This window comes from Faecalimonas umbilicata (assembly GCF_004346095.1).
Lineage (GTDB): Bacteria > Bacillota > Clostridia > Lachnospirales > Lachnospiraceae > Faecalimonas > Faecalimonas umbilicata.
In genome coordinates, this window is the sequence record NZ_SLZV01000004.1 from 122758 (window position 1) to 149090 (window position 26333).

At 39.5% G+C, this 26333-nt stretch carries 19 protein-coding genes and 2 pseudogenes; 3 read left to right on the forward strand and 18 right to left on the reverse strand.

The genetic code is table 11. The features are described 5' to 3' along the window. Positions 1–107: 107 nt before the first annotated feature. The gene (locus EDD74_RS03005) at positions 108–1445 is read left to right on the forward strand and encodes a polysaccharide biosynthesis protein (RefSeq protein ID WP_116442283.1); all 1338 of its coding nucleotides are present in this window, start codon (positions 108–110) and stop codon (positions 1443–1445) included. A 78-nt stretch (positions 1446–1523) separates the two neighbouring features. On the opposite strand, the gene EDD74_RS03010 is transcribed toward EDD74_RS03005, so the two are convergent. From EDD74_RS03010 to EDD74_RS03075, 14 genes are all read right to left on the reverse strand, one after another. Next, positions 1524–2075 (reverse strand): stage II sporulation protein M, encoded by a 552-nt coding sequence (locus EDD74_RS03010; protein ID WP_270601330.1) that lies wholly within the window; start codon positions 2073–2075, stop codon positions 1524–1526. Between the two features lie 134 nt (positions 2076–2209). Further along, positions 2210–2743 carry an NUDIX domain-containing protein gene (locus EDD74_RS03015; protein WP_009262001.1) on the reverse strand — a complete coding sequence of 178 codons (534 nt, stop codon included), beginning with the start codon at positions 2741–2743 and terminating at the stop codon, positions 2210–2212. Between the two features lie 166 nt (positions 2744–2909). After that, complete coding sequence (rny, locus tag EDD74_RS03020; RefSeq protein ID WP_008975351.1) at positions 2910–4460, reverse strand: ribonuclease Y; 1551 nt, start codon at positions 4458–4460, stop codon at positions 2910–2912. Between the two features lie 125 nt (positions 4461–4585). Continuing rightward, positions 4586–5203: a regulatory protein RecX gene (locus EDD74_RS03025; protein WP_016438579.1), complete on the reverse strand. Its 618-nt coding sequence runs from the start codon at positions 5201–5203 to the stop codon at positions 4586–4588. 3 nt (positions 5204–5206) lie between these two features. Continuing rightward, positions 5207–6250 (reverse strand): recombinase RecA, encoded by a 1044-nt coding sequence (gene recA, locus EDD74_RS03030; RefSeq protein ID WP_116442284.1) that lies wholly within the window; start codon positions 6248–6250, stop codon positions 5207–5209. Between the two features lie 232 nt (positions 6251–6482). Continuing rightward, a complete protein-coding gene (locus EDD74_RS03035) occupies positions 6483–7070 on the reverse strand; it encodes a putative ABC transporter permease (RefSeq protein ID WP_016438577.1) in 588 nt (195 codons plus the stop codon). A 105-nt stretch (positions 7071–7175) separates the two neighbouring features. Beyond that, on the reverse strand, positions 7176–7679 hold the full coding sequence (ybaK, locus tag EDD74_RS03040) for a Cys-tRNA(Pro) deacylase (protein WP_016438576.1): 504 nt from the start codon (positions 7677–7679) through the stop codon (positions 7176–7178). Positions 7680–7697: 18 nt separating this feature from the next. Continuing rightward, entirely contained in the window at positions 7698–8903 is a 1206-nt protein-coding gene (locus tag EDD74_RS03045) for a ribonuclease E/G (RefSeq protein WP_116442285.1), read from the reverse strand. A gap of 12 nt (positions 8904–8915) precedes the next feature. Next, complete coding sequence (locus EDD74_RS03050; RefSeq protein WP_009262006.1) at positions 8916–9614, reverse strand: TIGR03936 family radical SAM-associated protein; 699 nt, start codon at positions 9612–9614, stop codon at positions 8916–8918. Next, positions 9595–11460 (reverse strand): TIGR03960 family B12-binding radical SAM protein, encoded by a 1866-nt coding sequence (locus tag EDD74_RS03055; protein WP_116442286.1) that lies wholly within the window; start codon positions 11458–11460, stop codon positions 9595–9597. Before EDD74_RS03055 ends, EDD74_RS03050 begins: the two co-directional genes overlap by 20 nt. Positions 11461–12550: 1090 nt before the next feature. Further along, positions 12551–12724: a hypothetical protein gene (locus EDD74_RS15320; RefSeq protein ID WP_242990188.1), complete on the reverse strand. Its 174-nt coding sequence runs from the start codon at positions 12722–12724 to the stop codon at positions 12551–12553. 621 nt (positions 12725–13345) lie between these two features. Then, a complete protein-coding gene (locus tag EDD74_RS03065) occupies positions 13346–14137 on the reverse strand; it encodes a helix-turn-helix transcriptional regulator (protein ID WP_008975342.1) in 792 nt (263 codons plus the stop codon). A 167-nt stretch (positions 14138–14304) separates the two neighbouring features. Continuing rightward, positions 14305–15684 (reverse strand): MFS transporter, encoded by a 1380-nt coding sequence (locus tag EDD74_RS03070; RefSeq protein ID WP_116442287.1) that lies wholly within the window; start codon positions 15682–15684, stop codon positions 14305–14307. Between the two features lie 6 nt (positions 15685–15690). After that, the gene (locus EDD74_RS03075; protein WP_116442288.1) at positions 15691–18756 is read right to left on the reverse strand and encodes a glycoside hydrolase family 2 TIM barrel-domain containing protein; all 3066 of its coding nucleotides are present in this window, start codon (positions 18754–18756) and stop codon (positions 15691–15693) included. Positions 18757–18918: 162 nt separating this feature from the next. Between EDD74_RS03075 and EDD74_RS03080 the strand changes: the two genes are divergently transcribed. Further along, entirely contained in the window at positions 18919–19770 is an 852-nt protein-coding gene (locus tag EDD74_RS03080; RefSeq protein WP_008975339.1) for a helix-turn-helix domain-containing protein, read from the forward strand. Between the two features lie 281 nt (positions 19771–20051). Continuing rightward, a pseudogene (locus EDD74_RS03085) lies at positions 20052–21611 on the forward strand (HAD-IC family P-type ATPase); the annotation flags it as partial. A 225-nt stretch (positions 21612–21836) separates the two neighbouring features. On the opposite strand, the pseudogene EDD74_RS15615 reads toward EDD74_RS03085, so the two are convergent. The 4 genes and pseudogenes from EDD74_RS15615 to EDD74_RS03110 all read right to left on the reverse strand — a co-directional run. Beyond that, positions 21837–21926 (reverse strand): annotated as a pseudogene (locus EDD74_RS15615) (SEC-C metal-binding domain-containing protein); the annotation flags it as partial. A gap of 740 nt (positions 21927–22666) precedes the next feature. Further along, entirely contained in the window at positions 22667–23089 is a 423-nt protein-coding gene (locus tag EDD74_RS03095) for a Rho termination factor N-terminal domain-containing protein (protein WP_116442290.1), read from the reverse strand. Between the two features lie 610 nt (positions 23090–23699). Further along, entirely contained in the window at positions 23700–24443 is a 744-nt protein-coding gene (locus EDD74_RS03105) for a PD-(D/E)XK nuclease domain-containing protein (RefSeq protein WP_116442291.1), read from the reverse strand. After that, positions 24436–25620, reverse strand: coding sequence for an ATP-binding protein (locus tag EDD74_RS03110; RefSeq protein ID WP_008975335.1), 1185 nt, complete (start codon positions 25618–25620; stop codon positions 24436–24438). The genes EDD74_RS03105 and EDD74_RS03110 overlap by 8 nt, the downstream gene beginning before the upstream one ends. Positions 25621–26333: the final 713 nt, after the last annotated feature.

The following is a 26333-nucleotide window of genomic DNA, read 5'->3' on the forward strand; positions in this document are numbered from 1 at the left end:
AAATTACTAGGATTTACATTTTGTAGAATACCACTCCTTTTTTGTTCTGTCAAGACTCTGTTTTGAATATGTTTATACAGATTACATATCTTGTCACCGGAGTCATTATGTCTAAAAAATATACAATCTTAAAAGGTACTTTCATCCTTACCGCCACTGGCATCATCACACGCCTGATCGGCTTCTTCTACCGTGTCTACTTAAGTCAGACGTTCGGCGAAGAAGGTGTGGGGCTCTATCAACTTATTTTTCCAGTTTATGCCCTCTGCTTCTCTCTGACAGCAGCAGGAATTGAGACGACCATTTCCCGCTGCGTAGCAAGAAAAGCAGCGCTCGGAAAACTTCAGGAAGCCAGAGAATTTCTCTTTACCGGAATGAGCATTTCCTTTCTTCTCTCATGTATTGTTACCATTTTTCTCCAGAATAACGCACACATAATTGCCGTTCATTTTATTGGTGAAACACGCTGTATCCCGCTTCTCACTGCAATGTCCTATGCATTTCCATTTGCCGCGATCCACAGCTGTATCTGTGGCTATTATCTCGGTCTCAAACGCACCGGTATTCCAGCAGCCTCGCAACTCATCGAGCAAATTGCCCGCGTACTCTCCGTCTATCTTTTTTCCCTTTATCTTCTTCATGATCAGAATACACTTTCTGTGACGCTTGCCGTGTCAGGACTTGTTGCCGGAGAAATCTTTTCCTCCTTGTTTTGTGCCCAAATGGTTTTTCACACGCACCGTCGCCATCCTATACACACTTCTATTCAAACAGTACACCGTTGCCTTTCCTATGTAGGAGAACTTTTCCGGCTTTCAGTTCCACTGACTGCCAACCGCATTCTACTAAACCTTCTGCAAAGTATTGAGGCAATCTCTATTCCAAAAGCACTGATCACATATGGAAGCAGCCGAAGCGAAGCTCTTAGCCTCTACGGCGTTCTGACTGGAATGGCTCTCCCATGCATTTTATTCCCATCTGCACTGACAAATTCGATTTCCGTCATGCTGCTCCCTACAGTTGCAGAACTTCAAGCTTCACAAAAACGCGAAACGCTTCTGTTATTAATTAAAAAAGTTTTTTTCTGTTGTTTTGCACTTGGTCTGTCATGTACCATTGGATTTTTGCTGTTTGGTCGTTTCATTGGAAGCACCTTATTTCACAGTACCCTTGCAGGCAGTCTGATTCTTACACTCGCCTGGATCTGCCCTTTCCTCTACACAAATTCCACACTGGTCAGCATTTTAAACGGGCTAGGACATACCGCCTCTTCCTTTTTCGTCAATACCGTCGGACTGCTGTTGCGTATCGCTAGTGTTTTCTTTTTGATTCCTCTTGCCGGAATCCGCGGTTATCTCTGGGGACTGCTTGGAAGCCAGCTGACAATCACACTTCTCTGTCTCTGGGAACTCTTCCATCTTCTTCATCGGAATCCCTCAGTCTGATGCAACACAAAAAGCATATTTTGACAAAAGGATACTCCCTCTGTCAAAATATGCTTTCTCTTCTCATAACTCTTTGCATCACTTCACAAACAAGCGAATGGCAGCCTTTAAACATACTGGATTGATATATGCCTCCAAGGCGATACCTGCCAGAAACATTAGGCCTGTGAAAATACTTTTCCCGCTATTCCACCTGACTTGCGGCGATAAATATAGGTACCATAGATAGACAAGCGCCGCCGGGAGGTAAAAGAAAATTTGCGGAAATACTCCCACCGCACAAATCACGATCCCAGTAGCTCCAAGCTGAAGAATTCCTGACGTCAACACAATGCCGCTTGCGAGGCCTGTCCAAAGAAGCGTCACCACCACCACCATCTGTTTCCATCTTGTACAGCCTGCCGCCAGAAGAACTCCGACCGGGATTATCCGAATACGAAGAAGATATCCCAAATATTCTTCTGGGATAATCTCTGTAATCTGGAACTGTCTGAGAAAGTACTCACTAAAAACACCGTACGATTCCAGATAACTGTCCGATACCATGTTCGCATATAAGATTCCCGCCAGAAATCCAGACATATAAAAAATCAAAAACTGTTTTTTACTCTGTTGTATCTTCAAAAACATCCCTCCTGTTTTCAGATACTCTATATATATGTCCTCCACATGTTCTTCATGACCTCTTCTTCGGCTGATGGAATTGTATTTATCCTTTCCGCTTATTTTGATTTCTTTCCCAGATTCTCAACTATCATTTTCTTCTAACAGTACTTTACGGCATATGCCATCAATGCAGAGATTGTCTTTCCATCTTCAATCTCTCCTGCAAAAATCTTTTCTTTCAGTTCTTCCATTGTATATGCTTCCACTTCAACAAATTCATCCTCGTCTAAATGTTGTTCTGTAGGAATTAGATTTTTTGCCACAAAAATTTCAATCCTCTCATTACAGAATGCCACTGTCGTACGAAGTGTGATCAACCATTCCAACTGCTCTGATCGGAATCCTGTCTCTTCCTCTAATTCTCTTTTGGCACAGACAATACCTTCCTCCTTTGGATCATCCAATTTCCCCGCCGGAATCTCCAAGGTTGCTCTGTCAAGCGCATTCCGATATTGTCTTACCATAAGAATCTTTCCATCCTCTGTCACAGGGACAACCGCCGCCGCGCCATCGTGATGGATATAGTCCCACTCTGCCACATTTCCATTTGGCAGCTCTACCTGATCTCGGTAAACATTCAGAACTGCCCCCTGATAAACCAGTTCCCGCTTCCGTCTTTTAATTTCTTCCATTGTCTTTGCTTCCTTTCTCTGTAAACTTCCGCATTCCATTAAGTGCGGAGCACTTTTATTTCATAGAATATATTTCCTACAACAAAAAATAACAGACAATAGAGACTGCTCTCCACTGCCTGTTATTTTTCACTTTTGTGGTCTTTGATTCTATATAGTTCTTGGTCTATTTCGCGTAATCTGTCACTCTTGACTCGCGGATTACATTTACTTTAATCTGACCAGGATATTCCAATTCAAACTCAATCTGCTTTGAAATATCTCTTGCCATCAATACCATATCATCATCAGATACCTGTTCTGGAACTACCATAATACGAATCTCTCTACCTGCCTGAATTGCAAAAGATTTATCGACACCTTTAAACTGGTTCGCAATATCCTCTAACTGTTTTAATCTGTTTGTGTACGTCTCTAACGTTTCTCTTCTCGCACCCGGTCTTGCAGCCGATATTGTATCCGCTGCCTGCACAATACATGCAATCAGTGTTTCCGGTTCTACATCACCATGGTGAGATTCCACTGCATTGATAACTGTAGCAGATTCTTTGTATTTCCTACAAAGATCCACACCAATCTGGATATGAGACCCTTCTACATCATGATCAATCGATTTTCCGATATCATGTAACAGACCTGCTCGCTTAGCCAGTCTGACATCCAGACCAATCTCTCCTGCAAGCAGTCCTGAGAGCTGTGCAACTTCAATGGAGTGTTTCAATGCATTCTGTCCATAGCTTGTCCTGAACTTCATTCTTCCTAAAAGACGGAGTAACTCAGGATGAATACCATGTACGCCCACTTCGAGAGCTGCCGCTTCTCCTTCCTCACGGATCATTGCTTCTACATCTCTCTGCGCTTTCTCTACCATCTCTTCGATTCTTGCCGGATGAATACGTCCGTCAAGAATCAGTTTTTCCAGCGCAATTCTTGCCACTTCCCTGCGAATCGGATCAAAACCTGATAACACAACAGCCTCCGGTGTATCATCTATAATCAATTCTACCCCGGTCATTGTCTCAAGTGTACGGATATTACGACCTTCTCGCCCGATAATACGTCCCTTCATCTCATCACTTGGAAGTTGTACTACAGAAATCGTAGTTTCTGCAACATGATCTGCCGCGCATTTTTGAATTGCTGTCACAACATATTCTCTTGCTTTCTTTCCAGCCTCTTCTTTTGCCTGATTTTCAAGTTCCTTGATCATCTTCGCAGTGTCATGTTTTACATCATCTTCAACAGTTTTTAATAAATATTCTTTTGCCTGTTCAGAGGTAAGTCCTGAGATTCTTTCCAGTTCCTGTACTCGTTTACTGTTAAGCTCGTCTACTTTGATCTCACGCTGTTTGATCTGCTCTTCTCTTACTGTAATCTTCGATTCACGCTGTTCCAGTACATCGGCTCTCTTGTCAAGCGCTTCTTCTTTAGATAAGACACGTTTTTCATAGCGCTGTAACTCTGCTCTACGCTCTTTTGTCTCCTTCTCAAGTTCATTTTTTGTCTTAATGGACTCTTCCTTGATCTCCAGAAGCGTTTCCTTCTTCTTTGCCTCTGCATTCTTTAAAGCATCATCTATTATCTCTCTTGCTTTGTTCTCAGCATTCCCAATCTTTGAATCTGCATCTTTCTTCAGATTGTTCACCGTTACATAGTAAGTAATAACAACAGCTGCCACAACTGCAATCAGACCAGCAATTATTGATACTATCGGCACAGGAGCACCTCCTTATTTAATTTTCATTGTACACAAATACAACACTTAGATTTTATACCGTTTTCACAAATATGTCAAGTATGCTTACACCGTTTTGGTCATTTTTATGAACCTCTCAGCTATCTCTACCAATATACTTCTTCCGCCTCCAGAGCTCTTCGGATATTCTCATAAGAAAATCCCTTCCGCATAAAATAAGCCATTTGTTTCTGCTGCTCTTCTCTTGTAGCATCGCGAAAATGATATTTCCTCTTTGCTGCCAACCGGCGGATCGCTTCTATCTCATCATCTTCTCCTGTATAGCATTCCTCCATGGCAAGCTCAATCAGTTCTCTTTCAATCCCTTTTCCTACAAGCTGTGCATACAATTCCCTTTTACTTTTCTGATTCTGTCTGTTCTGAATGTATCGCTTTGCATAATCAAGGTCGTCTATATAACCAAATGACTTCACATATGCCAGTGCAGCTTCTACCACATCTTCAGTATAACAACTCTGTCTGAGTTTCGTGCGGAGCTGTGATTCTGTCCGATCCATGTCATTGAGAAGGTGCATTGCGCGAAGCTTAGCCCGCTTTATAATCACTTCTTTCTTAATCTGTTCAAAACTCTCCTCTGAGACTTCACATTCTTCTCTGATCTGATAGTGTGACAATTCTCTTCGATACAAAACAAAAGCGAACTCTCCGTCAACCTCTACTTTATACCTATTTTTTGATACAGGCTCTACCTTCGTGACAATCATCTCTTATTCATCTGCCTTCTGTTCCGCTGTAAGTTCCTCTTCTCCTGCCGCTCCGTCAAGCTTATAATGTGCCCGTACTTTTGCCTCAATCTCTTCCATCACTTCCGGATGTGTAGAGAGATATGTCTTTGCATTCTCACGGCCCTGTCCAATTTTATCGCCATTGTATGCATACCATGCACCACTCTTATTGATAATATCAAGTCCTGCTGCCAGGTCTAGAATGTCTCCTTCCTTCGAAATTCCTTTCCCGAACATAATGTCAAACTCAGCTTCCTTAAACGGCGGTGCAATCTTATTCTTCACTACTTTAATTCTGGTACGGTTACCGACCATCTCTCCACCCTGCTTTAACGTCTCTGTCCTTCTGACATCCATACGGATAGATGCATAGAACTTCAACGCACGTCCACCGGTCGTTGTCTCTGGATTTCCGAACATCACACCGACTTTCTCACGAAGCTGATTGATAAAGATCACAACACAATTAGACTTACTAATAACTGGTGTCAGCTTTCTGAGGGCCTGAGACATCAAACGTGCCTGAAGACCAACATGGCTATCTCCCATATCCCCTTCAATCTCCTGTCTCGGAACAAGTGCGGCAACAGAATCGACAACAATGATATCCATCGCTCCCGAGCGCACCATTGTCTCTGTGATTTCCAACGCCTGATCACCACTGTCCGGCTGTGAAATATACAGTTCATCAATATCTACCCCGATATTCTTCGCATAAACTGGATCCAGAGCATGCTCTGCATCAATAAAGCCTGCAATGCCTCCCCTTTTTTGTACTTCTGCAATCATATGGAGCGCTACTGTCGTCTTACCACTTGACTCCGGTCCGTAAATCTCGATGATACGTCCCTTTGGCACTCCACCAAGACCAAGTGCAATGTCGAGGCTTAAAGAACCAGTAGGCACTGTCTCAACACTGACATTTGCCGCCGCATCTCCAAGTTTCATCACCGCTCCCTTTCCAAAGTCCTTCTCCAACTTTGCAATTGCTGCATCTAATGCTTTTAATTTATCGTCTCCTGCCATAATATTCTCCTTTTCAAATACGAACTTATGTTCGTTTTCTAATTAATATAGTATCTTACTTACTTGCGATTGTCAATTCTTTTTTCACTTTTCTCATAGCTCGTTGGGTTCTTCGGCAGACACGCCCGAATGATTCAGAATATTTCTTAACTATAAGCGTACTATAACACCTTTTCTTTACTCTGTAAAGAAAAAAAGTACAGAATGTCCTAACGACCTCCTGCACTTTCTTCTATCTTGAAAATCTATTCAGGATTCCCTCTCGAATCCGAATCAACTGCTTTGGAAATGCCTCCCGCTTCTCACGATAGAATGCATTTGCAAAGTCAAGTGTAAACAACACCGCCAAAAATCCTCCGAGCGCTTTTCCTGCCATCATCGGAATCCCGTTTACGAATCCCTCTACAAATTTATGCAGAAATACAAATAATCCAATCGTATAAAACCCCCATGCGATTGAACTTTCCAGACAGAGAATCCCTTTGTAATTGAATGGCTTGTCCGTATAATCCCACCAGATCTCTCCGAAAATTTTATTCATCAATACTGCTGTGAAATATTCCAAAGTCGTTGCAAGCAAAGATCCAAAGAAAAATAATTTCCAAAGATTATCACTGTATGGCTTCAATAAAAAAAATACTGTCAAAGCTCCCACCCCGTAAATCGGACAGATCGGTCCTCTTGCAAATCCCCGGTTTGTAAGCTTTCGGTTGCAGATCGACATATAAATGGACTCTACCAACCAACCAAGCATACTGTACGCAAGAAACCACAGCAACACATGATAAAAATCATAGCCAAAAATCACTCTGTTCCACATCCCTTATTCCTCTTATCCTTTCTCTCTTATTTTCTCTGTATTCTACTATATCTGACTAAAAATTTCTATCTCTTTCAGAAAGCCTTAAGAAATTTATAACTTTTTCTATAAAATCTCCTCTGTTTTTACAGATACAACCACTTCCTCAAACACCGCTCCTGTCACTTTTTGAAAATCCTGCGGCGTCAATTTGATCTGCATTCCTATTTTGCCGCCACTTACAATCATTTCCTCCAAGGCCTCTGCACATTTTTCTACGACAACCGGAAACGGCTTTTTCATTCCAATCGCAGTGCATCCTCCCCTGATATACCCTGTCACGGCAGTCAGATCTTTCAGTGGAAGCATAAGGAGAGATTTTTCTCCGACAACCCGGGCCGCTTTCTTTAAATCCAGCTCCTCTTCAATCGGAATGACAAATACATAATACTCTCTGCTCTTTGCGACTGTCACAAGTGTTTTATACACCAGCTCATGCGGTTGTCCGAGCTTATCTGCAATCTGTACCCCATCCACGAACTCCTCACACTCATAAGTGATATATGTAAATGGGATTTTCTTTTTTTCCAGTATCCTCATTGCATTGGTCTTCAGCTCTTTTTTTGCCATTTTTCTCCTCTTTTCTTATTATTTCCGCCTGTTTGCTTCTTTTGCAGAGGCAACAACCTCTCTCAATGGCTTTCGAACCTTTTTTCGAGTCACTTCTACAAGCTGTAATCCCGTCATATCTACAAGAATTGTCTGGACAGGATCTTTCCGCAATTCTTTTTGAAACACTTCTAACAGATCTTTTGTACACTCTTTTGATTTCAAATTAATAAAATCAATCAGAATAATCCCTGAGAGATTGCGGAGCCGAATCTGTTTTGCCGCTTCTTTGGCTGCTTCGAGATTGATCTTCATATAAACTTCGTCATCTTTCTTACCTGCAATACATTTTCCTGTATTGACATCGATCACCGTCAGCGCCTCTGTCGGCTGAATCACAAGATAAGCGCCTGATTTCATCCACACCTTCTCTGATAGCGCCCGTGAAATGACAGACTCCAGCGAATATAACTTATAAAGTGGTAGCTGCCTGTCAGCATAACATACAAGCTTTTCTAAATCCTCCGGCTGCTCTTTCTCCAAATATTGCTTTACATCTTCAAAAAGGCTCTCCTCTACAACAATATCTGTCAATCCTTCCTGATAAATATCACGGATATTTGATAGATATGTAAAAGGGGCCTCCAAAAGACAACTAAATACCTTACGTGACTGCGCGATCTCAACTAAATGCATATAAGATTCTGCTAGCTGCCCCAACTCTTCTTTCACAAGATCTGCCGGAATATCTTTGGCATTTGTACGGACAATAAATCCATATCTTTCCGATCGGAGAACTTCGACAGCCTCCTGAATCTGTGTCCGCTTTTCTCCTGTGATCTTGGAAGAAATTCCAATCTTTTTGATACCAGACGTTAAGACAACATACTTCCCTGTGAAACTTAAGTTGGAAGTCACTGTCGGCACCTTCGTTTTAACTGCCTCTTTCTGGATCTGAACAAGCAGCTCATCCCCGATACAGAGCGGCTTTTTCCCGACTTTCTGCGTGAAATGTGGGGAAGGATTCTGAGGGATAGAGTAATAACACTCCACCCCGTTTGCAATTTCGATAAAGGCAGCCTGAATATTTGGGACAATGTTTTTTACTTTCCCCACGTAAATATTTCCAACACGGTACGCCTCTGTATCTTTATCGCTGACATGAATTTCCACCACTTCTTCATTTTCTAACACGGCTGTCACGACCTGCTCTGCTATTTTTGTGATCACTAACTTTCTTTTCATATTCCGAATCACCTATATCCCCAGCTGGTCTAATGGTACTAGATGACGTTGTCCCTCACTTCCCACATCCGCATACACTTCCAGACGATGATGGCGCATCGCAGTCTCTTCCAAATCTATTCCAAGGAATTTTCCAAACGCCTGCATAACAAGCTCTGGTTTCAAATTCTCCACGCTTCCAGTTGCCACAAGCATATACACCTTTCCGTCTTGTTCTCTCATATCATAGATCATAGGCTTAATATTGACATCTTTTTCACTCTTTTTCGTTTTTTTCCATACGATGATCTCTGGCTGACTCCGAAAGGCATCAATCTTATCAGCAAGATTTTCCACTGGATGTTCCATTACAAACTCAGACAGATAATCTGCTGCAGCGACAATCGCCATTCCGGTTTTCTTCTTATCGTCTGAGATTTCAATCATATTGACGATTTCCATCCCTTCCACCATTACTTCATTTAATCTTCGAACTGCCTGCGCAAAATCAACAGACTCAGACAATTCAATATCGAAGTATTCTCCATCGCTTGTCAGACCTACTCCAAGTGGATTTGCAAACGACATCACCATGTGCGGACTATATCCGCCCGTAAATGCAATTGGAATTTCCGCCCTTCTCATTGCCTTTTGAAAATATCTCATAATATCTAGATGTCCGATGAATTTCATCACACCATATTTTCGAAATTTAATTCTTGCTTTCAACACAGACACCTCCTCCGTAAATCGCCGCTCCACATCCTGCACATTTCATTTTGCAGTTTGGTGTCACTTCGCCCTTCATAGCCCGTTCCCACTCGCGCTGTAAAAATTTCTTTGTCACACCGATATTGATGAAATCCCATGGGAAAATCTCATCCATATCTCTCTGCCGCAAATTATAAAAGCCAATATCAACACCTGTCTTTTCAAATGCCTCCATCCATTTCTCATTATCAAAAAACTCAGACCAGGAATCATACAGACATCCCATTTTATAAGCTTCTAAGATTACCTTTGATACTTTTCTATCTCCGCGCGCAAAAACTCCTTCCAGCACAGTGACATCTGCCTCGTGCCAGTTATATTTCAAACTCTTTCTGTTTAACTGCGCTTTCATTTCATTATTTACAATATGTGCTTTCTGGATATAATCTTCCTTGTTGCACATCGTCGCCCACTGAAATGGTGTGAACGGCTTTGGAATAAAGAAAGAAGTACTTGCAACAATCTGACATTTTCCATTCCTCTGATCCTTTGGAATCTGATAGTAGCGCTCTGCCACTTTTTCAGCCAAATGTGCAATCTCTTTCATATCTTCTTCCGTCTCTGTCGGAAGGCCCAGCATAAAATATAATTTTACTCTCGTCCACCCTCCTTCAAACGCCTGACCTGCCCCCTCTAAAATAATCTCTTCTGTCAGACCTTTGTTGATAACGTCACGAAGTCTTTGAGAACCTGCCTCCGGAGCGAAGGTCAGACTACTCTTTTTGATATCCTGCACTTTGCTCATGACATCCAGTGAGAACGCATCTATTCTGAGGGATGGCAGAGAAATGTTGATTCCTTTTCCTTTAAATTCTTCAATCAGAAAATTCACAAGCCCCTTCAATTGCGAATAATCACTGGAGCTCAATGAACTTAATGAGATTTCCTCATGCCCGGTACTCTTCAACATTTTGTATGCATACTCTTTTAAGCGCTCTAACGCACGTTCCCTTGTTGGGCGATACAGCATTCCCGCCTGACAGAAACGACATCCACGGATACATCCTCTCTGAATTTCCAACACAACCCTGTCTTGAGTCACTTTGATAAATGGCACAACTGGCTTCTCCGGGTAATAGGTGTCTGTAACATTTAGTACCATTTGCTTTTCAATAGTCGGCTTCGCGTGAACATTATTCGGTTCAAAAGAGGCAATCGTCCCATCGTCATGGTAAGTTACATCATAAAATGTCGGCACATAAAGCCCAGGAATCTCTGCTGCGCGCTCCAAAAACTCCCTCCTGCTGCTTCCTATCTTTTTATGCTCCTTGTACGCATCCAAAAGTTCATCGTAGACTGTCTCTCCTTCTCCGATATAAAAAATATCGAAAAAGTCTGCCAACGGTTCCGGATTGTAAGTACATGGACCTCCGCCGATCACAATCGGATCTTCCTCGTTTCTTTCACTGGCAAACAACGGAATTCCACTTAAGTCCAGCACCTGAAGGATGTTTGTGTAACACATTTCATACTGGATCGTAATTCCAAGAAAATCAAATTGTTTGATTGGATCCTGAGATTCAAGCGCAAACAGAGGGATCTTCTTCTCCCGCATAATTTTGTCTAAATCCATCCACGGCGAATACACCCGTTCGCACCAGACATCCTCCCTCCGATTAAACATATCGTAAAGAATCTGGATACCAAGATGAGACATCCCGATCTCATACACGTCCGGAAAGCACATGGCGAAACGGATATCCACCTCGTTCTTATCTTTCATCACCGAGTTCACTTCGTTCCCGATATAGCGGGCCGGCTTCTCGATTTTTAGTAATATTTCATCACTTAAAGCTAATTTTCTCATATTTCTCCTTTCGTTTTTGTCTAATATATACAAAAAAGTAATCTTCTTTTCTTTTTCGATTTTCACGAAAAATAGCTGTCTTTTTATGATTTTCAGGGACGCTTTTCAGTATGAAAAATGCTGATTTTCACCTGATTTTTGCCCTTACATAACAAATTTACTTTTTTTCTACTGTGCAGCACTATGCATAATTATACACCATTTTCATGATCTTGCATAAAATACATAGCACTGCATAACATAATTCAATACTATAAATCACTTATTTTGCAATTAAATTCTTAAAAATTTTGTCCTGCTTTTTCTATCATTTAACACCCTATATGAGAATATGATATTGCTTGATATGAAGCAGCAGAAAACATTCTGAAACAGCATGTTAGCCCATCATATTATATGCTTTTTGCAGAAGGAGTTCAAGTAAATTCTGGTTTATCTTCTCCAAGTTTTTCAAACAACTCCATATTTTCCTTTTTTCGAATTTCTAATTCTTGAAAAATTCTGAATATTTTAACCCTAAAATTTCACCCTTGTGTAAACCTACAAACAAAGCCAGTAAAATCTCTAAATAAACAGAATGGTATTCTTACGCCGCTTGAAGCAATGTCCGTATCTGCTTTTTAGAATAAAGTACCTATTTGGTAGGTGCTTATATGCTTTCTTTTGCCATAAAGCACCGTAACATAATTGATTTGTGTGTGTCAATACCTGCATCTATGTTTGTAAACATGGTTAAGTTTCCTTCATCTAACCAATGGGCGAAGAAAGACTTGGGAATACGATAAATATTTCCAATTTTTATAACTTTGAATGGTTAATCTGAATTGAATTTATTAAAGCCTAAAAAATTTTTCCAACCATCCAGCATAAATGTTAAACTGTTTTTTCCCAAAGTCAAAAATGCCAATGCCCGTAAAACGCCCTTATATTTTTCACTATCCAGACAAATTTCATATTCTCCCCAAAATATGTTTTGCTGTAGACCAGATTTTTGATGGTCCGTTTTTGCTTTGCATATTATATCCTACGTAGGATAATCCTGCTTTCACATTTGCTTTAATCTCCTGTTCCACCTTTTCTTGAAAAAAAATCACCAAGACAAGAAAAAAATATCATCTACAATAAGTGGATAATCAATTCTGCTCCTTTCTTTATAAGAAAAGGCAGAAGAATATTCTAATCCCTCTGCCTGTGTTGCTATTATCTTAAGCAAACAAATTCTACTATTTCCTGTGGATAATGGATCCTCCCTTTCCCCTGACATTGCACAATCTTCCCTCCTCTTCAGTCAACAGTAAAAAGGAGTATCCGGATCTGTTTTTTCTTTCCATTTTATTTTCTAGTTTTTGATACTCCCGAAAAATCTTGTCGTCAACATCTTTGAAATTTTTTTGAAACAAAACGTATCGGCTTTTCACTCCACGATTTAGAAATAAAGATATTACTTCTAAACTATTCTCCCAATCAAACTATCTTTGTCCTTGTAATTGTTATAAAGTATGTACTAATTCAAACAATAGCATCGTAATATCATTTTTTGAACATAACGGTTACATACAATATAGTTCTATTTAAAATCATCTTTCCTTAAAAGAGAAAAATTTCGAAATAATTTAATCTTATATTTATAACACAAAGCGTTCAGAATTTTTATTCATCTGAACACTTCTTCATCATATGACGAAATTTGTGCCAAATCATTTAATAAATCCTACTTTACATCTAAATTTAGGAATCTATCGACCATTCATTATAATCGTATTTTTCCTACCTCTAAAATTTTTCCATTTAATCTTTAATTGAAATATAATACTTCTCTTTGAATATATCCTTTAAATTTACTTGTCGATATGTTTCTTTTCTATAAGTAATAATGAGACATGTTCTATTTTTCCCACCATATTTTCCGATATTCACTAGGCGTCCGCCCATACTTTTGTCGAAAAACTCTATTAAATGTCCTCTGGCTTTCAAATCCAGCTTCCAGATAAATATCTGTAATCCTTCTATCCGTATTTTCCAACAAAGAGGTCGCATAATTTAAACGAATTTCATTTAAGTATTGGTTGAAATTTGTATGAAAAATACCTGAAAAAAATTTTGATAGGGCAAACTTATTAGTTCCCAGAGCTGATGCCACTTTCCCAAGTGTAAGTTCCTCTTGAAAATGTGACAACAGATAGGTCATCGCTGCATATATCAGATCATTACTCCCCACACTGCTTTTTTCTATGAATCGGAATGTTTCCCTGCACCGGTATAATATAATCTGCAAATAAGCCTGCCCCACAACCTCACTGACTTTCTGATCTTTTATCAGACAACTCAGGGCGTTTTTAACTTCTCTATGTAAATCTGCGCTGGCAATCACCGGGTTTTCCGGACATTTCTTCTGAAGAAGCGCCATAAACGGACCACTTAGTTCCAAAGAAGCATAAAACTGGTACACCTCATTTTTCCCCTTTGAAAACACCTGATAATGATGAATCAAATCTGGAAAAACAATAGCAAAATCCCCCTTTTCCATATGATACAACTCATATCCAATGCCAAGCTCCACCTCCCCTTTTGTTACATATACCAGTTCTATGGCATTGTGAAGGTGAGGGGGAACATGATGTGGTTTTTTCCTTATCATACTGAACTTTTCTTTTTTCTCTTCATAAGACGGCTGCATGATATTTCCTTCCCCTCTCAAGAATTGGCTACATTTCTTTTTGATATGGCACGCAGGTTTTCCGTCTATCCGATATAATAAACTCAGTAATCAGGAAAGGAGGAAAACCAGAATGAAAAAACTGATGAATTACTTACAGAAAGTCATGAATTTTTATGCGGTTTACTTCAATCATGCATACCGTCTTTCATAGACTTTTCCTGTAAAAGTTTCTCATTTGCCTTCTCTACATTCATCTTTGCCATAATAGCGGTAATGATAAGTGTAATTACTACTGGAATCCATAAATACATGATCTGCAGCATCCGGATACAGGAATCAGACTGTACAGCCAGTGTGCCGTCAAAGCCACTGAAATCCAGAAGCCAACCGGTAATGGCAATTCCAATTCCACCGCCCAGCTTAATACCAAGAGAAGTACAGGAATACATGGTTCCGTCTACTCTTTTATGCTTTGTGAGATATGTATATTCTGAGCAGGAGGCAATCACAGCATTCATATCCCCCTGCCATGGTCCCATACCAAAAGCTGCAATGCCAGTAAATAAAAGCATCAGTGGCACACTTCCCAGATAACCGGCTACTACGACCAGGGCTCTTCCAATCGTTCCAATCACGTATCCTGTAAGGTTCAGTTTATACATTCCTCTCCACTTTTCCACCAGCATCGGTGTAATGAGCAATGCAATAATCAGTGGAATATTAATGGCCCAGGAAAATACACCATATAGATTTTCATTGAACAGGATATACGTCATATAGTAAATACCCATATTCAGCATAGCAGTATAAATCTGCTGAAGGATATAGGTAGCACAGATCATAACATAGTATTTATTGGTAAACAACAGTTTTGCAGCATCCAGAAGGGAATATTTTTCATCATTTCCGGATTGTTTCCCATCATTTAATTCTTCTTCCGCTAATTCCTTTACAGAAAGTACAGAAATCGTATTGACAATCAATCCAATTACTGCATAGATAATCGCAACCGTTCTCCAGCCGGCAGCTCCGCCACCCATCCATTCTACAAAGCCAATGGTCAGAGACTGAATCAACAGACTTGTGGAAAAAGCAAAAATGAAGCGATAAGAACCCATCTGTACACGTTCTTTACTATTCTTTGTTACTAGGGCTGTCAGAGCAGAATACGCAATATTATTCGCTGTATAAAATACTGCATTTAACAGTGTATACGCAATAAAAAACCAGGCATACTGTGCAAACTCTCCCATATTTGCAGGTATTGCAAAAATAGCGACTAAGGTTACGGCACAGCCAATATAGCCATAGAGCATCCAAGGTCTTGCTTTTCCCATTTTACTCTTTGTTTTATCAATCAGGGTTCCAAAAAAAACATCCGTAATTCCATCGAATAACTTAGATACGGCAATCAAGGTTCCAATAATTCCCGGATTTAATCCTACTGTATTGGTAAGATAAATCATGACAAAAGAGGACAGGAACGCATACACGACATTTCCTGCAATATCCCCAGAGCCATACCCAACTTTGTTATACCATTTTAAATACGTTTTCTCTTTCATGTGTTCCTACCATTCCTTCCCAAATAAAAACTTCATATCAAATGTAAAGGTTTCTTCTGTAAACTGGTACTCTTTCCGTAGTTCCGGACCACAGCTGTTGGAACCAATGCCGTTCTGTGCATAATCCAGACAGACAATGGTACTTCCCGATTTTTCCAATTCAAAATTGTGTGCCTTTCTCGTCAATTCTTCCTGTGAGTAATAAGACACATTGAAGGAAAACGGCCTGGAAGATACTGCTGTAACGGTCTGATTCTCCTTTTCCAGCATCAGATAATCACAATCTGTATGGCTTCCATTCTCCTGCGGACAGATATAATCTTCATGCTGTTCCTCTACCGTTGTATCATACAATCCATGGCTGCAGGAACGGCATTTATCCCGATAACTTTCGTGCGGTCCCAATCCATAAAATTTCAGATTTTCATATTCTCCCCTCAAAAACAGGCGGATGCCAAATCTAGGAAGCTGCGGAAATTCCCTATCCTTTTTGACGTGCATTTTGACAGATATTTCTCCTGTCCTGTAAATCTTCCATACGGCCTCTATATCCAAAACCTTCTGAATTGCTACTGCAGCCACGGACACCGTACTGTAAATCCGAATTCCTTCCCCATTCATTTCCCAATGAGTATCATAAGCCCTGGCTTTGCTCCGGTCATATCCGGCATCTATCCATTCTTGTTTGATCTTCCGGTCATTATCCGTAGGTGCTCTCCAGATATTCAGTTCCATAGGGGTTTCCAGAAGTTCCTCTCCATCTACACTTAATTGTTCAAATAAACCCGAAAGTTTATTGTAAACATAGAAGAATGTATCTGACTGGATGGAAAGAAAACGATCTGTTTCAGAAACCTGTACCTCTGCTTCTTTCTGTTCCTGAGTTTCCAACAAAGCTGTTGCCTGCTGGTTTCTTCCATCCTGATTTTTCAAAAGGATTTCATCAAATCCCATCCTTCTGCCCTGCGCCATAACACTGGTACCGTGTTTTAAATGATAAGATACTTTCAAATAACATTTTCCGCTGTCTGGAACGGTAATATCCAACAAAATAGTTCCTTTCTTGTGAGGCAATACAGACTCCTGCAAAATGAACTGTTTTTTCTCCAGCAGCTTTCCGTCACAGTTTACTTCGTATACCAAATAAATATAATCCTTTAAATCCACATAGTTCATATAGTTTTCCAGACACAGCTCCCCTGTTTTCTGACAGAAAGACGCCACTCTTGCCGGACGGTACACATTCTGGTATTCCAAAAGCCCTGTATGGGGTGTTCTGTCCGGATATACCAGTCCGTCCATACAGAAATTCCCATCATGGACTTCTTCTCCAAAGTCACCTCCATAAAGGTACTTTTCTTTTCCATTAGCAGCCTGTCCCTGATAAATGGCATGGTCGCACCATTCCCACACAAAGCCACCGCAGAGGACATCATACTCATAAATTATTTGAAAATAGTCTTCTAAATCTCCCGGTCCATTTCCCATGGCATGACAGTATTCAATCAACAGGAGAGGTTTGTCCGGTTTTTTGTCCATATATTCCTGAATTTCTTCCAGGGAAGGATACATCCGGCTGAAAATATCAATGTTACTGTAATCATATTTCCTTCTGTCGCTGCGATAAAAAGAACTTTCATAACAGGTGAGCCTTGTAGAATCAAACCCTTTTGTCCATTTTAAAGCTTCCTCAAAAGTACAGCCATAACCACATTCATTTCCCATAGACCAGATAATAATACAAGGGCGGTTCTTTTCCCTGTGTACACAAAGTTTTGTACGGTCCAGAGTTGCCGGGATAAATTCCGGGTTGTCCGAGATCCGTTCATTCCATTTCCTGCATACATTTTCCCAATTGGAATCTTTTAAATACTGGGACTGGGTTCCGTGACTTTCATTGTCTGCTTCTGCAATCACAAAGAATCCATATTCATCACAGAGCTGATAAAAATAAGGCACATTCGGATAATGGCTGCTGCGGACTGCATTGAAGTTGCTTTCCTTCATCATCTGCAGATCCTTCTTCATCTGCTCCAGTCCAATCACAAACCCTGTTACTGGATCGGAGTCATGACGGTTCACCCCTTTGAATTTGATGGCGGTTCCATTTACATAAAGGACTGCATCTTTGACACAGATTTCCCGGATACCAATCCGGTCTGTAATCACTTCCCCTTCCGTTTCCAGAACCAGAGTATATAAATACGGCTGTTCCGGATTCCACAGATTTGGCTCTTTTACAACAATTACTGCTTTATGTGTATAAACTGTACCTGTATTTTCCTGAAATACCCGAGAAGCAATCTCCTTATGTTCTGCATCATACAAAGTAAGTTTTGTTGGCACTGCCTTTCCCTGATAACTAGCCTGTACTGTAATTACTGCCTGTTCCTCCTGGATTTCAGTAGTTGTAAAGTAGTCATAGACCACATTTTCCGGGCGGTTCACAAGATACACATCTCGGAAGATTCCACTCATTCGAAATTTATCCTGATCTTCCAGATAAGTTCCATCACACCATTTCAGAACCAGTACCGCCAGCGTATTCTCCCCATTTTTTAGAACTTCCGTCACATCAAATTCACTTGTGGCATGGGAAACCTGACTGTAACCTACATACTTTCCATTTACCCAAACATAAAAGCAGGAATCCACCCCTTCAAAATTCAGATATGCTCTGGGCGCCTCCTCTAGTATTTCATAGTAAAATTTTCTGACATAGGCTCCGCATGGATTCTCCTGTGGAACATAAGGCGGATCCAGTGGAATCGGATACCTCACGTTAGTATACTGATAGCTGTCATACCCGTAATTCTGCCACACCCCCGGCACCTCTACCTGTGTAAATCTGCTGCAGCCATATCCTTGTTCGTAAAATTTTTCCTGCAAATCGTAGATACTGGTAAAATACTGAAACTCCCATGTCCCATTCAGACAGATAACCCGATCTGAAGAAAAACGATCCTCTACCAGTGGTCCCATTTCATGAGAAGCTGGCATATAATATGCTCTGCTGGGCATGGTGTTTTCATGCATTATTTTTAAGTCCTCGTAATGTCTTGGCACGATCATAATATTTTCCCCCTTTATTTTTATGATTTTTCCTTTGGTTTATCATTATTTTACGCTATTTTTACACTATTCGTCCATAAACTCTATTGGACAAAACATGCACGAAATGATACACTATCTTTAACAGAAGCCTACTTATTTAAGGGAGGTGCAAGACGCATCATGTATATCAACTCTGGTTATCTGCATAATTCATTATTGGATTTTAAAGATAAGAGCAAACCGCTAGTAGTGGGAAGCTGTGGGACATACCGGCTGATCCACCAGACCAAGCTTCCCACGTATCGCCCCCGGGGAAGGATTGACTATCAATTGCTTTATATTGCTGCAGGGAAAGGTCATTTCTTTTTGAATGGCAAGGAAGAGATTATAGAGGCCGGACATATGATTTTATACAAGCCACGGGAAATGCAAAGATATGTTTATTATGGGACAGACCAGACAGAAGTTTACTGGGTTCATTTTACCGGTAATAATGTAAAAAATATTTTAAGAGAATACCATTTGTTTGAATCCGGACAGATTATCCAGACTGGAAACTCTACGGAATTTCATCAGATTTTTCGAAAAATGATTCAGGAACTCCAGCTTACCCGTCCTCATTATGAAGAATACTTATCTCTCCTGCTCAGGGAACTGTTCCTTCTGATTAGCCGCCAGGCTCCTATGGGCATCTCTTCCCAGAACCGGATGTTGCAAAAAGAAATGGAAGAAGCTACACAGTATTTTAATGAACATTTTGCAGAAGAAATATCGATTGAGCAGTACGCCATGGACAAACACCTCAGTATCAGCTGGTTTATCCGAAGCTTTAAACGTTACAATAGCGTAACTCCCCTGCAGTATATACTAAATCTCCGAATCACAAATGCAAAGACACTGCTCCGGACTACTACATATTCTGTATCCGAGGTGGCATCCATCGTTGGGTATAATAATCCGCTGTATTTCAGCAGACTGTTCAAAAAACAGACGGGACTTCCTCCATCGGAATTTCGGAATAATAAGATTTAGGAAAGCGCATAGTTTCAAATCAATTTTATATTATAGACGTAAAACTTTTTTATATCCAATCTGCTCTTCCAAAAATGTATTTCCCGTTTTTTTGTTTTGCCATAATGCTTCTCCTAAAAAAATTTTTATTCTGCCATACTTTACCTATTCTGAAAAGGTCGTAGCGTTTAGAATAAATCCCTCCAACGAATCGCAAGAAAAAAGCAAGAATATAAATCTGTCATTTTCACAACTCTATGTTAAAATATTCTTACTTATACTACGAAGGGAGGAATCTATTTTTGTCGAAAGCAACACTATTTGACAACCGTATCAAAAAGTACGCTTACTGTAAGCCGCCAGAAATCTAACGGGATCTTGGTACATCTGCCCTTGGGCTATCCAAAGAACAGGTGGATGTAATGCGGGAAAGATATGGTAAAAACAGTTTTCAGGAACGTAAAACAGATACCACCATCCAGCGATTGCGGCGAGCGTTTATTAATCCATTTCATGTGATTCTATTTATTTTAGGTATTGTTTCTCTCGTTACGGATGTTTTTATGGCCTCTAATTTTACACGGAACGCTACTACTGCCCTTATCATTTTTTCCATGATCGTAATCAGCGGTATCATCCGTTTAATTCAGGAGCTACGGGCGAAAAGCACAGCCGCACAGCTTGACCGTTTGATTCACGAAAAGGTTACCGTAAGACGGAACGGGGAACTACGGGAAATCCCCGGTGAAGAATTAGTGGTAGGCGATCTGGTTCTGTTTTCTGCTGGTGATCGTGTTCCAGCGGACATCCGGCTGACAAAGGTAACCGATCTATTTATTTCCCAGGCCGCTATCACTGGAGAAAGCGCCATTTTGGAAAAGAGCTGCCGTACACTTTGCTACAAAGAGCAGGAACCCATAACACAATTGGAAAACCTTGCGTTTATGGCGACCACAGTTATCAGCGGAAAAGGAGAAGGCATTGTGCTGGCTGTAGGAACGGATACACTGTACGGTGGATTTACCAAACCGGATTCTGAAGATAAAAATGCTTTTCAAAAAGGAGCCAATTCCATTGCCTGGGTCATGATCCGGTTTATGGCAGTTCTGGTTCCCATTGTATTTCTTATATTGGGAATCACAGGTGGAAAGTGGCTGGAATCCTTTGCATTCGCACTGTCTGTAGCGGTAGGGCTGATGCCGGAAATGCTCCCCATGGTCATCACTGCCTGCCTTGCAAAAGGAAGCCTTGCTATGGGTAAAAAACAGACCATCATCAAAGATCTGAACGCCATGCAGAGCTTTGGAAGCATGGATGTGCTTTGTATGGATAAAACAGGAACACTGACCAATGAAAGTATCCTGCTGGAATATTATATGGATATTCTGGGCAATGAAAATACAGAGGTCCTGGATCTGGCTTATCTGAACAGCTCCTATCACTCCGGCGTCTGCAATCCCATTGACAATGCCATTCTTGCCTGTAAATCCATGCCAGGCAGGGAAATCCCCTTTGACTATACCCGTAAGTTTGTCAGTACCCTTGTGCAGGACAATATCGGAAACAGCCATCTGATTATGAAAGGGGATATTGCACACATCCTTTCCCGATGCAGTCATGTAGAATATCGGGGAACACGACTTCCTATGGAGAAAGATGCCAGACAAAGCGTATTTTCTGTGGTAGGGGAAATGCTGCAGGATGGGATGAAAGTTATTGCTGTGGCTCGGAAAAATGTGGGAACACTAAGAGAAATCACACCTGACGATGAAAAGGATATGACTTTGGTTGGCTATCTGTCTTTCTTTGATGCTCCAAAACAGACTGCAGGCGAATCTGTAACAGCACTGAAGAGATTAAAAGGCAAGGTTTCCCCATCTCGAAAAATCTAATCATCTCTATGTACGAATCGGATCACCCGTCCATCTATTTTTATCATTCCATCTAGTGTTATTCTGTCCCTACAGTCCGCAGAAACACTTTAAAAACGAACAAAACAGCTCTCAATAGCACTCATTCTCTGCCTTATAAATAAGTATGACACGAAATATTCCACTCTCGTAACTGGTCCAAAGACTTTCTTAGTATCAATTATTCTTTCCACAACATTTTTTATATTTCTTTCCTGAACCGCATGGACATGGATCATTTGGATATATTTTCTTTTCTACTCGTATCGGTTCCTCGTTCATTCCTTTCGGAAACATTGTTGTTTGAATAACATCTGTATTTCCATTTAAGTCAACCGGTACCCCCATAGCCTGCAACTGTGGTACGGCATCCTTTAAAATTGTTGCTGCTTTAGAACTTGCCGGAACAATTGTTGGCATTTTATCGATAGACATTTTTCTCGCCATTTCACTTGGTTTGTACCCTCTGTTCTCTTTCATTCGGGTATTGTTGTGTGCCACCACAAGTAACTCTAGCAATTCATTTATCATCTTCTCTTCAAATTCAATATTGGCTTCCGTCATTTTATTGATAATCTTTGATGGCGATTCTCCTTCATAACTATTTGCCCATACTTGAAGACACCATGTCACTGCCTGCTCATAAGGAAGCCTTAATTTCTTAACGAAAAAAGATTCCAGTTTTTTATATTCAGAGGAACTCGCCTCATATCCAATTCTACATATCTCATCTATCTGCTGTGCCGAAGGAATATAAAAATCTTTATCCATCTGTTGTCGAAGCAAGTAACCAAATTCTTCATCCTCAAACAACTGTAAATGCACAAATATTCCTTTTTCTGAGTATAACGGATCCTCTTTTGGACATCCTTTCATCCCAAGTCTGTCCATTGTAAAAAGACATGATTCCACAATATCAACCGGCATTTCCCAAAGCATTTCTATCATTTCATCTATAGAGCACTTCACTTTCTGCCTATACATTTCATAAATAACTTCGATCGGTGCTATTCCATAATATTGTATAAAAAATGTATGCACTTTACCATCCAGCCTTTTCTGCATTGCTTCCGTCGAAATGACTCATCATCTACTTTGGAAAAGGCAACAGCAACATCTTCAAATACACAAAATCTGTCAGTAGGCTCTTCAAAATATCCAATCCAGTATCTGTAAAGCTGCATCGCATCTACCACTTCATTTACAGAAACAGCTGTAGGAGAAATACAAGCTTTCCGAAATAAGTCCATCTGTTCTTTTGTAAGGCATGCTAATCTGCTTCTAAGCATTTCCTCTGTACAAAAATTATCAACAATTCTATCTATTAAATCAGCTTTTCGGAGTCCTGAACACTTTCTGATTTCAAAACTTCTTGCCTGATCTAATAGTTCTTCTTTTGTATATTCTGTCAAATATTCTCTTAATAACATTTCTGCTCCCTATCTACTCATATTTCATCTTCCATAACGAAATCCATATTCTATTTTTAATCTCTCATATATTTCAAATGCGATCGGACAGACTTCTACTGTTTCCAATACACTGTACAAACTATGTAACCTCTCTGGCTGATCCGTATATGGATATTTCCTGCAATTCTCAGGTTTATATTCTCCCAGCTTACAGTTTCCGTCTTCTTCCAGAAAATCACACGGATGATGCTTGGTTACATATGTATTTTCACTTTCTTTTTTATCAAATAAGAATTTATAAGCTCTTCTTTCGTAATTCCCAAATATTCTGCATCTTTCTCCAAATCTTCTTCTGGAATACTTCCGCAGTACATCTTACAACAGTTCCTACATCTGCTACAGTCATAATTTGCAAACAACTCTTCATGAAATTTTTTGAACTGCTCGTCCAATTCTTTTTCATCCGCATTACATTTTTAGAATGTACGGAATTCAATATTTTCATTTTCCTTTTTCTTCGCTTCAAATTTTACTTTTCTTGGTGCAATCATATTATCACCTCATTTTTCTCATCTTTTGCTGACATTGAGCCTTTTCTCACCCAACTCTGTCCCGTCAAATTTATCCTTTACATATTGACAGGTTGCAAAATAATAATCCTGACTTCCTTTCCATCAAAACTCCTGTTAAAATTTGATTCAAAAGCATGCCTGTCTTTTATAATTTTTTCTTTGTCGTAGATATAAAAGAATATATAATCCGCCTTATAATGTACAATATCAGCTTCTATTTCTTCTGTCAGTTTTTTTAAGTTTGTTGATGTTCTTGTACACTTTGCTTCTATGATTGTATTTAAAGAAAGAATTTTTATATCGCTTCTAACAGTTCCAACTCCCGAATCATCACTTACCTCTCTTCTAGCATCCGGATACAACGACTTTATAACTGCATAAAGCAAATGCTGTAAATCATATTCATTTTCAATCTGTATTTTTTTCAAGTTTTCAGACGTAAGTGATGCCCTCTTATCTGGTTTTACTTCCCTAAACGCTTCTAAGAAGAAATAAAAATTTCGCAGATACCTTTCAATCCCCTTTTGAATAAATTGTGATGACTTCTCATATTCTTCACATAAAATACTGTCCAAATAGATCAACAGATTTTCTTTTGCCTTTAACATATTTTCACGGGTAGATTCTTTTGAAAATTTGTTCACCATATATTTCTGTTTATTTCTAATATTTTGAACAATATCATTCTTATATGATTCTTGTTTCATCATCTGGTGCAGCTTCGATATAAATTCCTCATATTCCTCTACAGTATCCACTAATTTCAACTTTTCGATATACTCTTTCAGCATATTATCCATTCATTCTCCCCCATCTCAGATAAAACAAAAATAGTGGATCCAAAACATACACTTTTCCGTCTTTCCATTCTATTGCTTTATAAATTTCTTCTTTTTCTTTTAGGATTGTTTGTAAATTATTTAAATGACTTTTTACAGAATTTCTATCCGGTTTTCCTTCTGTTTTAGGAATAAGGTTTATGATTCTGTCATAAACTGTGTCAAAATCCAATTCCATAATCGGAGGATTTTTGGCTAACGATTCCACGATCAGTCCATACAAATCCAATTCTTTTCCATCTAATGTTTTGTATAAATTTCTTTTCTTTCCACGCGGATTTGGACCTTTAGACATTACATTTACCACATCGTAATAGTTAAAGTTAACCGTTGTAAATTTATATGCCATTTCCAACATATCAAAATTTACAATATGCTCATTTTTGTCTTCCAACAATGTGCAAATGCTCAGACAAATATACTGCATTAACTGTGGTGATGTAAGACATTCAACTGCCAACTGTTCTGCAACTTCATCTGTTATCTTAATATCAAGTTGTTTAAATCCTTTTAAAGCAATCTCTTTTAAATCCTTTTTTTCCCACGCTTCAATATTAATTAAACTCAATCTTCCCGATAAATCTGCATTCTGGCGAATTGCATCGTCTGCCCTATGCGGAAGAGAAACTACGACTACCTTTAATTCTCTTCTAATTGCATCTTTGAGCTGTTGTGCCATTTTTGTCTGCATCTCTTTTGAAGCATAATGAAAATCATCAATTACTAATACTTTATCGTGCTCTTTATAATATTGAATAACGGTATCTTTCGCTAGAACATACTTTTCGCTTTTACTATCTGTTTCCTTACTATTTCCTTCATTAACCTCTCTTTCTGTTGTCAATTCTCCTTTATAAGGCAACCCCACTTTTGCAGCAACAATTGCCCAAAAATCTGTGTTGCTGTTAAAATCCGCACCAGAAATTTCAACAATGTTGTCAAATCCAATTACCTTCTCGCATAAGATTGTCTTTCCCATTTTTGATGGTCCAATTAATGATGTAAGGCAACCCGCTGTTCTCAATGCCTGCTTTAAACGTAATTCATATGATATACCTGTATTTTCATAATTTCTGGAGACATATGTATATTCCGGATACGCTCCAGGTTTAAATACATTTTCTGCTTTTAGTCTCATATTAGCACCTCCAAATATTAATTACTCTAATTATAACACATTTTATTACTTTTTAAACATTTTATTACTTTTTATTGGTCTAAATATCATTTGACCATAATATAACTTCATTGTTATACTCCAGCACAAATGATTTTGTTCTCTAGCATACTTAATAGAAAACAAAAAGGCTGAAGCCCATGATGCGACTCCAACCCTTTAATTTCTCTCGACAAAAGAAAACATATAACCCTTGCATTTATATTTAATTATTCTGAATGATATTCACTCCAAATTACCATTTTTGCGTAACAAATTCAATTTCGTAACAATATCATTCTTTCATTTTCAGTTTCGTTTAGTTTCATCCAATCCATACATCTCGTACTTCAAATCACAGAACAACACTATATATTGTTCTTTAGCACTGCTACATTATAGCACTTCAGAAACATCGGGAAAGCACATGGCGAAACGGATATCCACCTCGTTCTTATCTTTCATCACCGAGTTCACACAAGGAGATACAATACATTGGATGATCCAATTGACACTATTATATACATTTTAAGGAAGAACTTCAAGCAAATATCTTTTGCCAACTCTCCTTGCCTCAATCAGAAAAGCAGGAGACCTCTTCTGATATGCTCCCTTTATGAGAGACAGTGAAAAAACAAACTGTCATCATGAAGGGAGCAATTCTATGTCACAAAAAGGTAAACTAAACACAGAAG

Excerpts from the sequence above, each read along its gene's own strand:
- EDD74_RS03035 (WP_016438577.1), bottom strand. The coding sequence starts at position 7,070 with ATGTGGAACAGAGTGATTTTTGGCTATGATTTTTATCATGTGTTGCTG.
- EDD74_RS03005 (WP_116442283.1), top strand. The coding sequence starts at position 108 with ATGTCTAAAAAATATACAATCTTAAAAGGTACTTTCATCCTTACCGCC.
- EDD74_RS03010 (WP_270601330.1), bottom strand. The coding sequence starts at position 2,075 with ATGTTTTTGAAGATACAACAGAGTAAAAAACAGTTTTTGATTTTTTAT.
- EDD74_RS03065 (WP_008975342.1), bottom strand. The coding sequence starts at position 14,137 with ATGCAGCCGTCTTATGAAGAGAAAAAAGAAAAGTTCAGTATGATAAGG.
- EDD74_RS03015 (WP_009262001.1), bottom strand. The coding sequence starts at position 2,743 with ATGGAAGAAATTAAAAGACGGAAGCGGGAACTGGTTTATCAGGGGGCA.
- recA (WP_116442284.1), bottom strand. The coding sequence starts at position 6,250 with ATGGCAGGAGACGATAAATTAAAAGCATTAGATGCAGCAATTGCAAAG.
- EDD74_RS03070 (WP_116442287.1), bottom strand. The coding sequence starts at position 15,684 with ATGAAAGAGAAAACGTATTTAAAATGGTATAACAAAGTTGGGTATGGC.
- EDD74_RS03075 (WP_116442288.1), bottom strand. The coding sequence starts at position 18,756 with ATGATCGTGCCAAGACATTACGAGGACTTAAAAATAATGCATGAAAAC.
- EDD74_RS03055 (WP_116442286.1), bottom strand. The coding sequence starts at position 11,460 with ATGAGAAAATTAGCTTTAAGTGATGAAATATTACTAAAAATCGAGAAG.
- EDD74_RS03045 (WP_116442285.1), bottom strand. The coding sequence starts at position 8,903 with ATGAAAAGAAAGTTAGTGATCACAAAAATAGCAGAGCAGGTCGTGACA.
- EDD74_RS03080 (WP_008975339.1), top strand. The coding sequence starts at position 18,919 with ATGTATATCAACTCTGGTTATCTGCATAATTCATTATTGGATTTTAAA.
- EDD74_RS03105 (WP_116442291.1), bottom strand. The coding sequence starts at position 24,443 with ATGGATAATATGCTGAAAGAGTATATCGAAAAGTTGAAATTAGTGGAT.
- EDD74_RS03110 (WP_008975335.1), bottom strand. The coding sequence starts at position 25,620 with ATGAGACTAAAAGCAGAAAATGTATTTAAACCTGGAGCGTATCCGGAA.
- EDD74_RS15320 (WP_242990188.1), bottom strand. The coding sequence starts at position 12,724 with ATGTCAGGGGAAAGGGAGGATCCATTATCCACAGGAAATAGTAGAATT.
- EDD74_RS03025 (WP_016438579.1), bottom strand. The coding sequence starts at position 5,203 with ATGATTGTCACGAAGGTAGAGCCTGTATCAAAAAATAGGTATAAAGTA.
- ybaK (WP_016438576.1), bottom strand. The coding sequence starts at position 7,679 with ATGGCAAAAAAAGAGCTGAAGACCAATGCAATGAGGATACTGGAAAAA.
- EDD74_RS03095 (WP_116442290.1), bottom strand. The coding sequence starts at position 23,089 with ATGTTATTAAGAGAATATTTGACAGAATATACAAAAGAAGAACTATTA.